The sequence below is a fragment of the Bacillus sp. SORGH_AS_0510 genome, from assembly GCF_030818775.1.
In the GTDB taxonomy this organism is placed as follows: Bacteria; Bacillota; Bacilli; order Bacillales; family Cytobacillaceae; genus Neobacillus.
On record NZ_JAUTAU010000001.1, the window covers coordinates 3,934,689 to 3,951,861 of the forward strand.

Annotated in this window: 19 protein-coding genes; 6 read left to right on the top strand and 13 right to left on the bottom strand. The window is 36.2% G+C overall.

Features of this window, described 5'->3' with window-relative positions; genetic code table 11:
• Positions 1–91 precede the first annotated feature (91 nt).
• Complete coding sequence (locus QE429_RS20115) at positions 92–1,225, top strand: M20 family metallopeptidase (protein WP_373463272.1); 1,134 nt, start codon at positions 92–94, stop codon at positions 1,223–1,225.
• A gap of 18 nt (positions 1,226–1,243) precedes the next feature.
• On the opposite strand, the gene QE429_RS20120 is transcribed toward QE429_RS20115, so the two are convergent.
• The 3 genes from QE429_RS20120 to QE429_RS20130 all read right to left on the bottom strand — a co-directional run bounded on the left by QE429_RS20120 (position 1,244) and on the right by QE429_RS20130 (position 4,011).
• Complete coding sequence (locus QE429_RS20120; protein ID WP_307290895.1) at positions 1,244–1,966, bottom strand: EcsC family protein; 723 nt, start codon at positions 1,964–1,966, stop codon at positions 1,244–1,246.
• A gap of 100 nt (positions 1,967–2,066) precedes the next feature.
• Positions 2,067–3,278 carry an ABC transporter permease gene (locus tag QE429_RS20125; RefSeq protein ID WP_307289586.1) on the bottom strand — a complete coding sequence of 404 codons (1,212 nt, stop codon included), beginning with the start codon at positions 3,276–3,278 and terminating at the stop codon, positions 2,067–2,069.
• The gene (locus QE429_RS20130) at positions 3,271–4,011 is read right to left on the bottom strand and encodes an ABC transporter ATP-binding protein (RefSeq protein ID WP_307290896.1); all 741 of its coding nucleotides are present in this window, start codon (positions 4,009–4,011) and stop codon (positions 3,271–3,273) included. The genes QE429_RS20125 and QE429_RS20130 overlap by 8 nt, the downstream gene beginning before the upstream one ends.
• Positions 4,012–4,830: 819 nt before the next feature.
• On the opposite strand from QE429_RS20130, the gene QE429_RS20135 reads away from it, so the two are divergent.
• Together QE429_RS20135 and QE429_RS20140 are read left to right on the top strand one after the other, a co-directional pair.
• On the top strand, positions 4,831–5,253 hold the full coding sequence (locus QE429_RS20135) for an HIT family protein (protein ID WP_307289587.1): 423 nt from the start codon (positions 4,831–4,833) through the stop codon (positions 5,251–5,253).
• A 148-nt stretch (positions 5,254–5,401) separates the two neighbouring features.
• Positions 5,402–5,932: a tryptophan transporter gene (locus QE429_RS20140; protein ID WP_307290897.1), complete on the top strand. Its 531-nt coding sequence runs from the start codon at positions 5,402–5,404 to the stop codon at positions 5,930–5,932.
• A gap of 61 nt (positions 5,933–5,993) precedes the next feature.
• Here QE429_RS20140 and yhzF read toward each other — a convergent pair whose 3' ends face one another.
• The gene (gene yhzF, locus QE429_RS20145) at positions 5,994–6,185 is read right to left on the bottom strand and encodes a membrane protein YhzF (RefSeq protein WP_307289588.1); all 192 of its coding nucleotides are present in this window, start codon (positions 6,183–6,185) and stop codon (positions 5,994–5,996) included.
• A gap of 348 nt (positions 6,186–6,533) precedes the next feature.
• Between yhzF and QE429_RS20150 the strand changes: the two genes are divergently transcribed.
• On the top strand, positions 6,534–7,109 hold the full coding sequence (locus QE429_RS20150; RefSeq protein WP_307289590.1) for an HTH-type transcriptional regulator Hpr: 576 nt from the start codon (positions 6,534–6,536) through the stop codon (positions 7,107–7,109).
• Here the strand turns inward: QE429_RS20150 and QE429_RS20155 are convergent, their stop codons facing one another.
• Positions 7,110–7,448 carry a DUF1878 family protein gene (locus QE429_RS20155; protein WP_307289591.1) on the bottom strand — a complete coding sequence of 113 codons (339 nt, stop codon included), beginning with the start codon at positions 7,446–7,448 and terminating at the stop codon, positions 7,110–7,112.
• A gap of 198 nt (positions 7,449–7,646) precedes the next feature.
• Here QE429_RS20155 and QE429_RS20160 point away from each other — a divergent pair, with 198 nt between their 5' ends.
• Complete coding sequence (locus QE429_RS20160) at positions 7,647–7,826, top strand: hypothetical protein (RefSeq protein WP_307289592.1); 180 nt, start codon at positions 7,647–7,649, stop codon at positions 7,824–7,826.
• An 88-nt stretch (positions 7,827–7,914) separates the two neighbouring features.
• On the opposite strand, the gene QE429_RS20165 is transcribed toward QE429_RS20160, so the two are convergent.
• Positions 7,915–8,004, bottom strand: a complete 90-nt coding sequence (locus QE429_RS20165; protein WP_307289594.1) for a YjcZ family sporulation protein — start codon at positions 8,002–8,004, stop codon at positions 7,915–7,917.
• Positions 8,005–8,044: 40 nt separating this feature from the next.
• Positions 8,045–8,131 (bottom strand): YjcZ family sporulation protein, encoded by an 87-nt coding sequence (locus QE429_RS20170; protein ID WP_074432824.1) that lies wholly within the window; start codon positions 8,129–8,131, stop codon positions 8,045–8,047.
• A 201-nt stretch (positions 8,132–8,332) separates the two neighbouring features.
• Between QE429_RS20170 and QE429_RS20175 the strand changes: the two genes are divergently transcribed.
• Positions 8,333–9,202, top strand: coding sequence for a peptidylprolyl isomerase (locus QE429_RS20175; protein WP_307289595.1), 870 nt, complete (start codon positions 8,333–8,335; stop codon positions 9,200–9,202).
• Positions 9,203–9,339: 137 nt separating this feature from the next.
• Here QE429_RS20175 and QE429_RS20180 read toward each other — a convergent pair whose 3' ends face one another.
• The 6 genes from QE429_RS20180 to QE429_RS20205 form a co-directional block, all read right to left on the bottom strand.
• Complete coding sequence (locus tag QE429_RS20180; protein WP_307289596.1) at positions 9,340–9,528, bottom strand: sporulation YhaL family protein; 189 nt, start codon at positions 9,526–9,528, stop codon at positions 9,340–9,342.
• 102 nt (positions 9,529–9,630) lie between these two features.
• Positions 9,631–10,575: a 3'-5' exoribonuclease YhaM gene (yhaM, locus tag QE429_RS20185; RefSeq protein WP_307289597.1), complete on the bottom strand. Its 945-nt coding sequence runs from the start codon at positions 10,573–10,575 to the stop codon at positions 9,631–9,633.
• A 51-nt stretch (positions 10,576–10,626) separates the two neighbouring features.
• Positions 10,627–13,629, bottom strand: a complete 3,003-nt coding sequence (locus QE429_RS20190) for an ATP-binding protein (RefSeq protein WP_307289598.1) — start codon at positions 13,627–13,629, stop codon at positions 10,627–10,629.
• Between the two features lie 18 nt (positions 13,630–13,647).
• The gene (locus tag QE429_RS20195; RefSeq protein ID WP_307289600.1) at positions 13,648–14,868 is read right to left on the bottom strand and encodes a metallophosphoesterase family protein; all 1,221 of its coding nucleotides are present in this window, start codon (positions 14,866–14,868) and stop codon (positions 13,648–13,650) included.
• Positions 14,869–14,973: 105 nt separating this feature from the next.
• Positions 14,974–16,227 (bottom strand): ABC transporter permease, encoded by a 1,254-nt coding sequence (locus QE429_RS20200; protein WP_307289601.1) that lies wholly within the window; start codon positions 16,225–16,227, stop codon positions 14,974–14,976.
• Positions 16,220–17,119, bottom strand: a complete 900-nt coding sequence (locus tag QE429_RS20205) for an ABC transporter ATP-binding protein (RefSeq protein WP_307289602.1) — start codon at positions 17,117–17,119, stop codon at positions 16,220–16,222. The genes QE429_RS20200 and QE429_RS20205 overlap by 8 nt, the downstream gene beginning before the upstream one ends.
• Positions 17,120–17,173 lie beyond the last annotated feature (54 nt).

Consider the following 17,173-nt stretch of genomic DNA (forward strand, 5'->3'; position numbering starts at 1 on the left):
TAGTTTGAATATAAAATCTTTTATCTTACTATTGGGGGGATTACCTTTGTTAAACCGACTATATGGAAAATTAGATGGATCCTACGACGAAATGGTCACTATCCGACGTTATCTGCACCAGCATCCAGAACTATCCTTTAAGGAATATCAAACAGCAGAATTTATTCAAAACTATTATAAAAAGCTAAATATTGAAGTAAAAAGTAACGTAGGTGGAAATGGCGTCGTTGCAAAAGTGTATGGAAAACTACCTGGAAAAACAGTTGCACTTCGGGCAGATTTTGACGCACTCCCTATCCAAGACGAAAAGGATGTACCATACAAGTCATTAGTTCCTGGCGTCATGCACGCCTGCGGCCATGATGGACATACAGCCACACTTCTAGTTCTGGCTAAAGCAATAAATGAGTGCAAAGATGATCTTAAAGGAACCTATGTTTTCATTCATCAACACGCTGAAGAATATGCCCCAGGTGGAGCTGCTTCCATGATTGAGGATGGCTGTTTAGATGGTGTAGACGTCATCTTCGGAACTCATTTATGGGCAAGTGAACCTACTGGTACCATACAATACAGAACAGGACCAATTATGGCAGCAGCTGACCGTTTTGAAATTGAAATTCAAGGCCAAGGAGGACATGGTGCACAGCCACATAAAACAAAGGATGCTATTGTCACTGCTTCCCAGCTTGTTCTAAACCTACAACAAATTGTTAGTCGAAAGGTGAATCCAGTGGATGCAGCAGTTGTGACCGTTGCGTCATTTGCCGCTCAGAATGCTTTTAATGTGATTGCAGATAAAGCGAAACTCGTCGGAACCGTCCGAACCTTTAATGAAGAAATAAGAGAATTTATTGAAAAAGAAATGGAACGTGTGATTTATGGAACATGCTATACCTCTGACTGCACCTATAAATATAATTTTTTCAGAGGCTATCCTGCTGTCGTTAATCATGCAACTGAAACAGAATTTCTCCAAACCTGTGCCCAATTGGTTCCAGAGGTAAAAACAATCGAAGAAACAGAACCACAAATGGGTGGCGAAGATTTCGCCTATTATTTACAAAAAGTCCCTGGCACCTTCTTCTACACAGGAGCCAAACCACTAGGTGAGCAACCAACCTATCCACATCATCATCCAAAATTTGATATCGATGAAAATGCGATGTTAATTGCCGCCAAAACCCTTGGGACCGCTGCATTAAAGATACACGAAAATGAGTAAGAAAAAACCCCTGAATTCTCAAAGTTCAGGGGCTTTTTGCAGCAATCTTAAACGATAGACATTCATGGCCGTTTCACCTAAGTGTTTCATTAAATTATTATTGGCATAGGCTCCAACAAAAGCCCCAATCCCTGGAACAAGCTGCAGCATTTTTGCTAAGTCAATATAATCACGATACTCCTGTTGAAATTTCCGCCAATCCATTTCTACCAGTACCTGTTTTCGTTCTTCCCAATTTTCAATTTCATAAAGTGTACTTCTGCGGATTTCATCACTAGAAAAAGCCAGTTGGAAAATGTGAAGGACAAAAAGTCTCTCTTCATATTGATTGGTGTTAAAGCCATACACTTCAGCTGCTTCAAACAAAAACTTCATTTTGATTGTTAGAAGCAATGGGAAATCAGCAAGCCCGAGGAGGATTCCACCCGCACCGGTTCCAGCCCCTTCAACAATGGCTGTTTTCTGATATGTGGATATTTTTCTTCGAACCAATTCATCTCTCTCTAGGAGTGATAACCCTTTTGCCTGGCCTTTTTTTGTTGTAACCTTTGAACCAAATAACGTAGCTTTTACCATTCCTTTAATACTCTCGGTCATTACCTCATGAACCTTTTCCGGTATCCATTCATTAAATTTCATTTGTGCTTTCTTTGAGATCCGATTCATCATTCCAGACCGTCTATTTAATTTTCTTTTCCATTCTTCCACTTCTTCATATACCTTCAGCTCATATTCATTCAACAAAGACTCACTCCCTCCACTAACATTTTATGTTTACCTACGATAGAAACCGTCCTATGGTTTCAAAAAAATCCCCTTTATCAAAAAAGGGGATTTTATCTTATGCCTTTATACGATTCTTACTGTATAGGTAAACAAAAACATAACTAAATATCAAACCTGCAATTAAGGCCACCAAACTGTTTAGGAATTCACCCTTAAGAGCAATAAACAAGGAAAAAATAACTGCTTCTGCTGATAATACCCTCATCAAAAGAAAATGAAACGCTTCCGTTTTATTATTTTCTGGAACAGGATATAAATCAACCCAGAGCTTGTTTTGATGATGATTCCATAACGGCAGCAGTTGGAAACCTGTTAAATATAAGAATAAAATACCCAAAAGGATTTGCCCTAAACCAAATGAAATGAAATAAATCGCTATGGCCCCAATGACTGTTAACCGGATAAATAGTCCCAAGTAATCTGATGAACGTAAAAATGCCCTTGAATACAAATACAAATAGGTTTTTTCTTGTGAAAAAGGAATGCTGCTGATTAACCAATCAAGCCACTTTCTTCTTTTAACTGTATCCTTTAGCTTTGGTACATCTGTAAACAGGTTCGCCAATCGATAGAAGGAGGCCATTCTTTTTTCTTCCTGTTCAATTAACAAATCCCATTTAAGACCCATTTTTTTCGTTCGGACATAAAAGGTACGATAATAAAACGCCATTACTACTACAAGAATAAGCAAAATAAAGATATTTGCTTGTTTGAATAACAGAAAGGTACATACTGTATTAATTAAATATCGAACCACCATATCCCATCTATGTACGGAAGTCTGAACAAAATAATGAATTCTCCAGCTAGCGGCTAAGTTCCAAACCTTCAATCCTAATAGGACAACGAAAAAAGGTATAAATAAGCGGAATCCACTACTGTTCACATGGGCATACATTGGTATGAGTACAGCTAGTACCATTAAAAGAATGTACCCCTGGAAAACAAAACTTGCTACTCCCGAACGGAAAAAATACCCTTTTAATTTCTCTTCTAGAGGTAAAATATACACCTTATCTGCTTCAAGTAAAAAATTGTAAACTGGACTGTAAGTTAAAAATAACCCGATCAAAATAGCGATTATAATTTCTGCAGGGAAATCGGAAGATAGTGCCTCAATCCATTGTTGATAGTAATAAGCAGCCGTTCCAATCAGGAACAACAAGACAATCACCAGATGCCCGTTGAATATATAACGCAGGTATCTCCCTAAATCCTTAACACGACCTCCCGCACGGTCCTTCCACAGCTTTTTATCATCAAACATAGTTTTCTTCCTTCGTCAATTGAATATATAGGTCATCTAGAGACGCTGATGGCATTGAGAATTGTTCTCTTAACTCTTCAAGTGTCCCCTTCGCACGGACTTTTCCTTCATGAAGGATGACAAAGCGGTCACAGTATTTTTCAGCTGTCGCAAGTATATGTGTGGACATTAAAATACCTGCCCCGTTCTCTTTCATTTTTTTCATTAAGTCAAGCAACGATTGGATACCTAACGGGTCAAGACCAACAAATGGTTCATCAACAATATAAAGCGAGGGCTGTACCAAAAAAGCACACATAATCATTACCTTTTGCTTCATTCCCTTGGAAAAATGCGCAGGAAACCAGTTTAATCGTTTTTCCATCCGGAATTCAGATAATAATGGCCCCACTCTTTCTTTATATTCCGCTTCCGTCAACCCATAAGCCATTGCAGTTAATTTCAAATGTTCTTCCAGTGTTAACTCTTCATATAAAACAGGTGTTTCAGGAACAAAGGTAAATAAACGCCGGTACGCTTCTTTGTTTTCCGTAAAGGATTGATTGTTTAGTTTAATCGTGCCTTTATGCGGCTCCATTAATCCGATAATATGCTTGATTGTCGTACTTTTCCCCGCACCATTTAACCCAATCAATCCAACCATTTCTTTTTCTTTAACGTTAAAAGATATATCCTTTAGCACCGGATTTCGTGTATATCCTCCGACAAGATTTTCAATTGATAATAAAGACATTTGCATACGTCCCTCCGTAGCAGATTATGTTTTTCATTTTATCAAATCCAACTAGATAAAAACAGGAATACAATTTTTTGATTTTTTTTTGTATATTTCTTTTACAATCGGACATCATAATATTCGAAGGGGAAATAACTTACTTCGATGAAGAAATTCATCAAAAATTGAAATGAGGTGTCTGTTAAAGACAATTTCCTTTCAAACAAGTAGAGCTTCCAATTCGTTTCAGATAAGGGGATGGTTGTTTTGTACAAAGTGCATGGTAACCATTTTGAGTTCAAGTAACACCAAGCTTAAGGTTTATTCACAAATAAACTAAAAATGAGGTGTTTACCGCAGATCGCTACCCGTTTTTATAAGTTGGGAAAACATATAAAAACAAATAGGGGATGGTCAGCTTGAACAATATTGTTTCTTTATAAAAAAACACTCTACGAAAAATGAGGTGTTTATCAAAGAACACTCCTGAATGAACGTACCTTTTGAAGCAATTCCCCTTCGAGAGGGCAGGATTCCATGCGGATCCTGCCTTTTTCATATTATAAGAACGGATAATATTAATTCTACTTTGAGAATTGTCCAGCTCAGCACCTAGCCAGTTTTCATCTTGAATATTCTCCCTTGAGTATCTTGTAACAATCATGGCTTGATAAAGTGATGATTGTTACAGCTCGAGTCAAATAACCTTCTGCAAGTAAAGTCAAAGAGCGACTTTTCTTGCCGAAGAACATTTGCCTGTCGGGGCTGACCAAGGCGCTTACGCTTTTCTTATTTGTATGGTAAAATAATACAAACTATGGACAAGGAGCTGTTATGATGAGCGATTGTATTTTTTGTAAAATTGTGAATGGAGAAATTCCAGCTGCAAAAGTGTTTGAAAATGAACATGTGTTGGCCTTTTTAGATATCAGTCAAGTAACCAAAGGTCATACCCTTGTCATCCCAAAAATACATAAAGAAAACATATTTGAATTAACTCCGGAAATTGCTAGGAATCTCTTTGAGGTTGTACCTGAAATTGCTAATGCTTTAAAACAGGAATTTGATCCAATTGGTTTAAATACAATCAATAATAACGGAGAACATGCAGGCCAATCTGTTTTTCATTACCATATGCATCTGATTCCTCGATATGGCAAAGGAGATGGATTTGGAGCCGTTTGGAAAAACAACCAAAGTGAGTACACACCGCAATTGTTGCAGGAAATGGCAACAGGAATTAGCAAAAGACTTACCTAATACCCTATTGTAAATTTAAATTATCTGAAAATTAATTCTTTAATATCATGACATTATTATGTTATAATGAAAACAAGTTTTTCGCTGTGGGCAACGAGTGCACCACAGGAGAAACAAATAGATGAGAATAGCAGAGGAGAGAAGAGAAATGAATACGAAGAACATTGTTATTTTAGCGCTACTAGCAGGGATTGGGGTAGTCTTGCATGCAATCATGCCAGCCTTCCTAACCATCAAGCCAGATATGATGCTTGCCATGATGTTTTTAGGGATTATCCTTATTCCAGAAATTAAGAGTGTCATGCTGCTTTCAATTGTGACTGGTGTATTATCTGCATTAACTACTGGGTTTCCAGGTGGACAGATTCCTAATATCATTGATAAGCCTATCACTGCCTTAGTATTTTTCGGTTTATTCTTAGCCCTTAAAAAGTACCAGAGTTCCCTTATTAGTGTAGGGATTCTAACGGCAGTGGGGACATTGATTTCTGGATCCGTCTTTTTATCATCAGCATATTTCATTGTTGGTTTACCAGGACCTTTCACAGCCCTATTCGTTGCAGGTGTTTTACCAGCAATTGCACTTAACACTGTAATAATGGTTATTTTGTATCCAATTGCTCAGTCAATTTTTAAAAGAACAAAAAAAATATCATCAGCTTCCGTGGTGCAAAAATAACACGGAATCCTATTTAGAAAAAAGAACCCCTTGGGGTTCTTTTTCTTAAATACCCATTTTTTCATGATAAAAATGACAACAAAATAGCAAATAACAAACAAACCACTCCACCACCAGCTAATACGGCTGCTCTTTTTTTTAATACTTGTTTTGGGGGATATACACCTGGTTTTGTAACATCTAATAAATATTTGATTGTTCCTAGTAAAAGTATGGCACTTATGATAAAAAACGTTACTACAACAGTCTTCATATTTCAGATCCTCCTACGAGCATTTCAAAAGTTTCGAAACAATTTGTTGTAACTATTTATATGTTTTATCGTCCATTCCTATGAACAAGGTATCGTTTATGCTTTCGGGATATGTTAATAAACTATATAAGGAAAACTAATTTTTGTATTAAATATTCTAAAAGTTGCCATTTTTTAGTTTCACAGATTAAAATAAAAATGAAAATATAATTTTATATTATTCAAAATTAAAAATTTCAATATAAATTTTATATAATTTCTAAAAATTTTGTGAATTTATATCTTTATTAATTTTTATTTTATTGGCATAATGATAGTAGAGAAATATAAAAGTAGGTGAAAATGGGGATGACTGAGAAACAATATTCAATGAAGGAAGCGATGCTTTTTAGTCAAAGAATTGCGCAATTAAGTAAAGCCTTATGGAAATCAATTGAGAAAGACTGGCAGCAATGGATTAAGCCTTTTGACCTGAATATTAATGAACACCATATTTTGTGGATTGCCTACCATTTAAATGGTGCATCTATTTCGGATGTGGCTAAATTTGGGGTTATGCATGTCTCAACAGCATTTAACTTTTCGAAAAAGTTAGAGGAAAGAGGCTTATTGAAATTTTCTAAAAAAGAAAATGATAAGCGGAATACGTATATTCAGTTGACTGCAGAAGGTGAGGACATTCTGCTGCAACTTATGGAGTCGTATAATCCAGATGGTAATGCGGTATTTTCAGGTGCTTTACCTCTTCGTGAATTATATGGAAAGTTCCCAGACATCATTGAAATGATGGCAATTGTTCGAAATATTTATGGAGATGACTTTATGGAAATTTTCGAACGCTCTTTCCATAATATCGAAAGTGAATTTGTAGAAGAAAATGGAAAGCTTCTGAAATCAGATAAGACTCAACAAGAACTGGTTTAACTAAATATACTTTCTCAATTCTTGGAAAAGTACTTCAAACAGATTCTGTACTAAACAGGCCTTTATTACTTCCTTTACAGACAGATTTGCCGGGATTGAGGCAGCAAATTCATTGAAAAGCGGATGAAAATATACATACCCTTCCGCTTTTTGCTCTTCTAATTTTATGCTCATTCCGTCACATAATTGGAAAAAGTCATGTACTTCCTGCTCTGATATTCCTTTTTCAATAATGAGCTTGTAAAAATCGAGTTGCGGATTCGTTAGCAATTGAAGTAACAGTTTTTGGTGATATTCTAAAAGCTTTATTCTTTCCAAAAGTGCATCAAATTCTTTCATTTACTGGCCCTCTCTTCAAACATAAACAATACTTTATGTACATTATTCACCTTTTACGGACATAGGTAAACCTATTTATGCCGTTTTTTTCTAATTGATTAGAAAGTCTTATAAGCTTCTATTCTTTATGACTATCTTTTTTTTATGTTTTTTGATATTGTATAAAGCATAATATGAACATCTGGGAGGGAATCATTGATGATCTCCGTTTTTATTGTCTTTGCCATTTTCATCTTGTTTTTTGTAAATAAAATGACCAATTCTCTTTGCATCCAAAAAGAAATACCGGAAGAAAACCAGCATAAAGTTTTTCGTATTATTAATGTTCTAATTACGATTTTACTGATCTCTTCCTACTTGGAAATTTTATATACATAATCCGGCTTCCTTTGGATTACCAGTAACGAGAATAAAAAAATCGAAGCGATGAGGAATGTCTCATCGCTTTTAATTTTTTTATTAATCATTAATAGATCCAAGATGCACCAATAATGATCAATAGAATGAAAAGGACTACAACTAAAGCAAATCCTCCCCCGTATGCTCCTCCTGACATAAACTTTCACCCCTCTCCACTACATTTGATTCTGGTTTTATTAATAAACCCATGAAGCTCCCACAATAATCAATAGGATGAAAAGGACTACAATTAGAGCAAATCCAGCTCCGTATCCTGCGCTCATCGTAATACCTCCTTTTTCATTTTCTAAGATATACTATTCAGACGGGTTTGATTTCGTTTAGGCACTTACCATTTTTTTTTTGGAAAAGTTTTTATATGTAAATTTTCTAAAAACAAACACAAGTTAATTTTTGCAGTACTTACCATTTATGTTATAGTAGAGATTGTGGACAAGAATTTACAATTTAGGAGAGATTTCAACATGAAAAAATGGATTTTAGCCCTTTCAATAGCAGGCGGGGTACTTGCACTAAGTGCTTGTAATCAAGGCGGTTCGGAAACTGTGGCAGAGAGTAAGGTTGGAAATGTTACACAGGAAGAGCTGTATAACACAATGAAGGATAAATATGGTAATCAAGCCCTTCAGCAGCTTGTATATGAAAAAGTGCTTTCTAAAAAGTACAAAGTGACAGATAAAGAACTAAACGAAAAAATCGACCAGTTAAAGGCCGACCTTGGTGCAAATTTTGAAACTACCCTTGCACAATATGGCTATAAAAGTGAAGCTGATTTAAAGAAAACAATGAAGCTAGGGATGATGCAAGAAAAAGCGGCTATGAAAGATGTTAAGGTAACCGACAAAGAATTAAAGGATTACTACGACAACTACCAGCCTGAAATTAAAGCTCGCCATATTCTTGTTGCGGACGAAAAAACTGCTAATGAAGTAAAGAAAAAGCTTGATGGCGGTGCAAAATTTGAGGATGTTGCTAAAGAATATTCAACAGATACAGCTTCAGCACAAAATGGCGGTGATTTAGGCTGGTTCGGTACAGGAAAAATGGATCCTGACTTTGAAAAAGCTGCATATGCACTTAAGGTTAACGAAATCAGTGCACCAGTAAAAACTCAATTCGGTTATCATATCATCCAATTAACCGATAAAAAAGAGAAAAAATCATTTGAAGATATGAAAAAAGAAATTGAATACCAAGTAAAATCATCTAAATTAACAAGCGACTCCATCAATAAAGCAATGCAACGTGAACTAAAAGCTGCCAATGTAAAGGTTAGTGATAAAGATTTAAAAGACGCACTTAAACCACAAACATCTGCAGCTCCACAACAGTAATTAGACAAAAGAGGATGTACCAAAAGGGTCTGACCCCTCGTTTCAAACTCAATAAAATAGCCAGTTATTACGCTAAGTTTGGCTGTATATTGTAGGTTGAGAGGTCTGACACTTTGTTATGGTACATCCTCTTTTTTTTACTCACCTGTTGCGTTCAGTTCTTCTCTTCGTTCCTTCTCTCTTTCCAAGCGCTTAATATAGATCTCACCTTCTTGTTCGATGCTTTCCTGCTCCATTTTCCGTTCTTCTCGGCCAGTTTTTATCGCCATTAATGCACTAACAACAATCCCAACCACGACTGCATAAATCCAAATAGGTATAGTCAAATTTATTACTCCCTTCTTAGTGGTTGTCCACTTTTTACTACAACATATTCGCTCAACGGAAGAAATATCACTCAACTTACAAAAAAAATAACCCTTTACGGGTTATTTATGAAATACTGGCTTATAAAAGGATCGATTATCTAATGCAAAGATCCGCTCTGTATACTCCCCGGGTTTTACCCTTTCTAAAGCACGATCCAACATATTCATTTTCGCATCCAAGTTATCAATATAATGTAGAATTTCTGCTTCCTTGATTAATGGTGGTTTAGGACTCCCCCATTCAGCTTTCCCATGATGACTTAAAACAAGATGTTGTAAAATAAGTACTTCTTCTCCCGAAATGCCTAATTCTTCGGCAGCCTTCCCAATTTCATTTATCATTATGGTAATATGACCTAATAAATTCCCTTCAATCGTATAGACAGTTGATATAGGTCCTGACAGCTCCATAACCTTGCCCATGTCGTGCAGAATTACACCAGCGTATAGCAAGTCCTTATCAAGGCTAGGATACAGTGATGCAATTGCTTTGGCCAAATCAAGCATGCTTACCACGTGAAAAGCTAGACCAGAAACAAATTCATGATGGTTTTTCGTTGCTGCAGGATACTCTAAAAATGACTTTTGATGCTTCTTTATTAAATGCCGGGTAATGCGTTGAATGTTAGGATTTTTCATTTCAAAGATATACTGTGTCAGCTTGCTGACCATTTCTTCCTGACTCAATGGTGCAGTTTCAAGAAAATCGTCTAACTTCACTCCATCTGCAGGGCCTGTCTTACGAATCTGCCTAATTTTCAGCTGACTTTTCCCGCGATAATTTTGTACATCTCCCATGATTTTTACGATATTCTGTGCCGCATAGTTCTTTTCATCTTCATCGTTGGCGTCCCAAAGCTTCGCTTCAATTTCACCGCTTTGATCCTGAAGTATTAAAGTTAAAAATGGCTTACCATTACTTGCTATCCCTTTTGTTGAACTCTTTATCAATAGAAATAACTCGACCTGTTCACCAACATCATAGTTTAAAATTCCTTTTCCCAAGCTATTCACGCTCCTCCTACTATCTAAATTATAACATATCCACCTATTACTCTAGGAAATTATCTGGACCGCACCTTTTGTAATATTAAGGATACTTTCCTTAGGGAAATGAGTAAGTAAATGTTCATGACAAGTAAAAAATAGTACTTGATTATTTTTAAATTTTTGCAGCAACTCAATCACCTTTTGCGTTCTTTTTGCATCAAAATTCACAAAACTGTCATCGATAATAATTGGAAACCGATATTTTTCATAGAGAGTTGTTGCAAGGGCAAGTCGTATGGAAACATATAATTGTTCCGTTGTTGCTTGGCTTAGTTCATTTGCCTCAAATACAGTGCGGTCAATTCTTTCCACTAAGAAGCCTGTTCCTGACTTTTGCAGATGAATTTTTTGATAGCTGCCTTCTGTAAGAAATGTTAAGTATTCTTCTGCTTTAGAAATCATTCTTGGAACGTGGATCCTCTTATACTTCTCTACAGTATTTGAAAGAATTTCCTGAGCGATACTATACACTGCCCATTCCTTCGCTGCCTCGTCTAATTCAAACTTTTTCTGCTTGTAATTATGGAGAATCGTAGAGTATATTCCGCCCTCTTCTAAGATCTGAATTTCATACTTAATTGCTGCAAACTCTTCCTGCATTTTTTTCATCTTGGTTTGTATTCCGATGGCCTCATCACTATATTCTGCCAGTCTTTCATCACAATTGTGAATGTGTAATAATTCTTCCCAAACCTTGTTGGGAAGAATAGAGTATGCCAACTGGCTTTTAAGTGCTTCCCGTCTTTCTAAGAGTTTACTATGCCTTTCTGCCTTCTTACCAAGTTCATAGAAATCCTTCTCATTTTCCACCCCTGCATCCATGAGGAGTTTGTTATATTCAGCTTTTAAGTGCTCCACTTCATTTTCTTTTTGCTCTATATCCGCTTCTAACTCTGTAAGCTTTTTTTCTCGTTCCTGACATTTTATTTGCTTCTCATGTTCCTCTTTTAATCGACTTCTTAACCGGTAAGCTGTTTCTTGTATAGAAGATCCTTTTTCAGATAGAAAAAGGTCTGCAAATCTATTTATTGCTTGGTACATTTGGGTTTGTTGGTGATTGATTTGTTCTACTCTAGATTGGAATTGATTTTTTTCGCGGGAGTTAGTTTTATATTGTTCAATATATTCAAATGACTCGTACAAAAACGGTATGGCAATATACTCTGGTATCTTTAATTCTTTACTTAGGGCAATAAGCTTTTCCTTATTCTGAACAAATTCCAATTCCCATTCTTCAAACTTAGCAATGACCTTCTCGTATTGAGTTTGTTGTTGTTTTAGCTTTATCTGTAGTACTTGAAGTTCTTCTCTCTGATTACTATCCCTTTTTAATTCCTCTTCGAGTTTTGTCAAATCCATATTCTTAGCGGATTGAATCTGTTGAATCAGCTGTTTTTCTTGTTCTCTTAATTCAGCTAGAGTTTGATTCAATTCCATTTCATTTGACAGCTTTGTGCCTTTTCTCATGAAAAACGTAAATAGAATACTACCAATCAATCCAATTATTAAAAGGAACCACTGCTTTGTTAAAAGTCCATACAAACATAGTCCTACTACTATCCCAACAAATAGCATCAATTGGATTCTTTTTAGTTTTCTACTGTCAGCCCATTCTTTTTTGTCTCGATCCTGTGCTAGCTGGTAAAATTCAATTTTATCCCGTAATACCTTCAATTCAATTTCTAAACTCTTTTTATCATTTCCGCCACTTACCTGCTTCTCCAATTGCTCCCGTTCTTGTTTAGATAGAATATGGCTTTCAGCTAACCGTACTTCCTTTTCTATCTCCTGAAGTAATCTTGTTTCTTCTTGATACCGATCCTCTAACTCTTCCTTCACTTCTAGTAGTCTTTGTCTTTTTCTTGAAGCTATTTCTACTTGATTTTTCATATATATATTCGTATTAATGGCAAAGACATCGGCTTCTTCCAAAGGTATGTGAAGTTTCTCTTTAATAACGGAAAGCTTTTCATCACATTCCGCAATTTTCAATTCATATTGCTGTTTCTCCAATGTCATTTGTTCGAAAAGTGGGACCTGGTCAAGAATAGTTAGAAGCATAGATTCGTTTTCTAGTAAGGCTCGATCTGGCTGAATGCCGGAAAGCTCTTTTTTTATATTTGCTATGCGTTCGGTGAGACTATTGATTTCAGCATTGTATGGATGGATTAACTCTGTTAGTTTCTCTAAACGATCCATTCCCCGGGCGGGAAATGAAATCTCTCCTATATCAATTACCTCTTTTTCAAGCCATTTTTCTTCCCTGACAAAAGGCTCTATTCTTTTCCACTCATTCAGTTGTTCAATGTTCTCCCCTAGCTCCTTGAGGCGAATATTAATCTCTTCCATTTCCTTTAGCAGCATTTCTTTTTTTCCTAAAAGGCTTTCATATTCTTTATTTTTTGAGGCTGCCTTTTTCAATTCTACATTGACTTCATTAATTGCTTGCAATTTTTCATTTACAATAGGCTTCTTTCCAGACGGTTTAAACCTTTGATCCATTTCTTTCTGCAGCAATGACTCTGCTTGGGCCAATCGTTCAGTTCCTAATGTTCCAGCAGAAAACAAAAACTTCCCAATTTCTTCACCCTTCATTTGATGAATGTTCTGAAGCCCATGAATATTAAATGAGAAGACTGCTTGGAATAGACTTTTATCAAAGTTAGCTACAAGTAGTTTTAGAAGGTCTTCCTCGCCCATCGTACCATTATCCAAAACTACCTTCACATCGCCCGTTGCTTTTCCCTTTACACGCTCAATGATGGCATATCCAAATTCTTCATGATAAATTCTGATTTTTCCTCCATATTTGCTGCTATGCTTTGGTTCGTACCTCAGGTCGTTTTGTTGTTTTGTAGGAAAACCAAAAAGAATACCATGAATAAATGCCATAATAGTTGACTTACCGGCCTCATTTTCACCATAAAAAACTTGAAAATCAGCTAAGTCTTTAATGACTACATTCTCTAATTGACCATAACCGTATATATGTAACTCGAGAATCTTCATTGCATCTACTCCTTACTTCTAAGATTTACTAAGTAATTCAATTAGTAGTGTCTCTGCACGCTCAATTAGCTTTTGATATTCGACCTCGGACAAATGTGATATATACCTTCTACCCAATTGGTGCTCGTATAATGGGGCTAAAGCCAGGTCCAAATCACCATATTCTTCTATTGTTTCAAAAAGCTCTGCATAAAAAGTAGCTTCCTTTTTTAATTGCTCCTTATCAAATAGCATTGTATCTTTCAACTGTAAGTCAACAATCCAAACAAATGCTTCTTCATCCTTTTCATCTTCTAACAAGAGTTCTAAGAGTTCACCATCTAAGTTTCTTTTTTCCCGCTCATCATTTAATTGAATATTTTTTAAGGATAGAGATAATAATGTTCCCTGTTTATCTTTTCGGACACGGTTAATTGCAGTCTGACATAGTTGAAGGACGTCGTAAAAGCTAGTCGCAGATGAAACATCCACTTCTGCCTCCTCCCATACAATATCTGATGTTTCATTGAAGTTCATTTTTGCCTCAGTATCAAAAAGCTCAACATGATAATAGCCTTTTGGTCCCTGTTCCTTCTTATTTCTTCCTTGTATATTTCCTGGATAAATAATGGGAGGATCCTCTGACAAAATAGCCCTTTTATGAATATGGCCTAACGCCCAATAATCAAAGTCTTTTTCTAATAAATCCTTAACAGAGAACGGGGCATAATTATCATGCTCTGAACCCGAACTTTCATTTCCATGAAGAATACCAATATGGTAACCAATATTATTAATCTTCGTATACTCATCTATTCTTCTAGCAAAGACATGCCTAGTCGGATAGCTAAATCCGTAAAGATGGACGATTTCTCCACTCTCCGTTTGCAGCACCTTAGTTTCTGTTTCACTAGCAAATACATGGACATTTGCAGGCATGTTTAGCTTTACCCATGTACCGTTTAAGTGGTCATGGTTGCCGTGGACCACATAAACAGGAATTCCCCTCTCTTCTAGCTTTAGCATTTCAGTGCGAAATCGCGCCTGGGCCCGTAAACTTCGATCCTCTCCATCAAATAAATCTCCCGCTAGAATAACAAAGTCTACCTGCTTTTGAATGGCGTCATTCGTTATTTTCTTTAGCGCTGAAAAAGTACTTTCTTTCACCCTCGAAAAAATAGTTTCTGGCAAATACTTTAGTCCGACCATAGGGCTGTCTAAATGCAGATCAGCAGCATGTATAAACGATATCTTTTTCATAGGATAATCCTTTCAACGTCTTTTCTTTATTGTAACACCTTCAAAATACGAATGCACGTTCTACCAAAAAAGATCACTACCAATTTGATAGTGATCTTAAACTAGCTATTCGTTTTTGGTTATTTGTAGTGCTTTTTTAATATCTTTATAAGAGTTGGATTTACCATACATGAGGACCCCTCCGCGGTAGACCCTAGCACCAAAAATTGCCAATACAATAATGGTAGCAAGTAGGATTGTAATACCTACGAGTGCTTCCCAAAGAGGTATGTTCAGCATCCCAACGCGAAGAAACATGATCATTGGTGTGAAAAATGGAATGTAGGATGTGATTGTAATGAATGTTGCATCTGGCTTACCCAGACCAAACATGGCAATCATAAATCCTCCAACAACCAGTAACGTCATAGGGGTGATCATTTGTTGAACATCTTCTATACGACTCACAAGTGACCCTAAAAATGCAGCAAGTGTAGCATAAAGAAAATAACCCAGGATAAAGAAAACTACCGCGTAAATAATGGTATCTAATGGGATATCACCGAAGCCATAGACACCGAAAAACCCTTCTTTTAATGATTCCATATTCCTTGTAAGAGAATAGTAACCCACTATAAGGAAAACAGCTAATTGTGTTAAACTAACTAAGCCAATACCAATTATTTTTGCAAACATCTGCTTAATTGGAGAAACGCTCGAAATTAAAATTTCCATGACCCTTGATGACTTTTCAGTCGCTACCTCCATTGCAATCATATTCGCATACATGATTACAGAAAAATAAATAATAAATAATAGAACATATACAAGTCCCCGAGCCTGATTTAATTCCTCTTCTGTCTTCGCATTTTTCTCAAGTGCAAATTTCTCAAAATGAACTGGTTCATATAATTTTTGAAGCTGTTCTGGAGTTAAGTTAATTTGTGAAGCGGCAAGTGTCGTTTTTACTTGCTGTAAACTAGTTTGCAGGTCAGTGTACAGTGAAGAATCTGCAATACTCATTGCTTTAAAGGTGGCTTCCGGAAGTTTCTCGTCATTTAAACGTAAGTATAAGACCCCTTTAAAATCGCCATTTTCTACAACTTTTTCTACCTTACTTTCATCGCCTTTATATTGAGTAAGTTGTATATCTTTATTAATAGTTTGAAGCTGTTGCTTAAACGGCTCGTAAAGCAGCCCAGTTTCATCCAGAACTGCAACTTCATCTTTTCCTCCATTCTTATCAAATATAGCAATAATATTATTGATATTTGTCAGTGCCAATACAATCACCACTGTCAAAATGGTCGTCACGATAAAGGATTTGCTTTTCAACTTATTTAAATAAGTATGAAAAAGGATCACCCAAAAGTTATTCATAAGAATCACCCACTTTCTCAATGAAAATATCATTTAAAGAAGGTTCTTCAAGCGTAAATTTTCTAATAAAGCCAAGACTCACAATCTCTTTGAGGATTTTTTCAGCAACTTCCTCTCCCGCTATTTGTAAATGGATTCCTTCTGTTGTTCCTTTTGACTTAACGACACCAGGATAGTTTTTTAAGATCTCTAACGGAAAATCTGCATGAATGACGAGGTTCTTTTTTCCGAATGCTCTCTTTATTTCTTTTAACGAACCATGAACAACCGGCCTTCCTCTATGTAAAATACACAAATGCTCACACATTTCTTCTACATGTTCCATTCGATGACTTGAAAAAACGATGGTAGTACCATTTTTCTTTAAAGATAAAACTGCCTCCTTTAACATTTCGACATTCACAGGATCAAGGCCGCTAAAGGGTTCATCTAATATAAGTAGTTTGGGTTTATGTACAACTGCTGCAATAAATTGGATCTTTTGCTGGTTACCCTTGGAGAGTTCTTCTACTTTTTTATTCTCATATTCTTTTATTTTAAATTGATCTAGCCAGACCCTTAACTCTGACAGTGCTTCAACCTTAGCCATTCCCCTTAATCTGGCTAAGTAAACTATTTGATCGCGAACCTTTAGTTTAGGATACAAGCCTCTCTCCTCAGGAAGATAGCCTACTATATGACTGGTAGAGTAGTCGATTGGTTTTCCGTCCCATGTAATTTTCCCTTCACTGCTATCCAGCAATCCCAAAATCATTCGAAATGTAGTGGTCTTCCCTGCACCATTTGCTCCTAAAAAACCAAACATCTCCCTTTCAGGAATCGTTAATGACAGGTCATCAACAGCCGTAAATCGTCCGAACCGCTTGGTGACATGCTCTAGTTTAAGAACCATTTCACACACTCCTCTCCGTTTTTTATACGAATCATCCACTTTTTGGTTTCATTT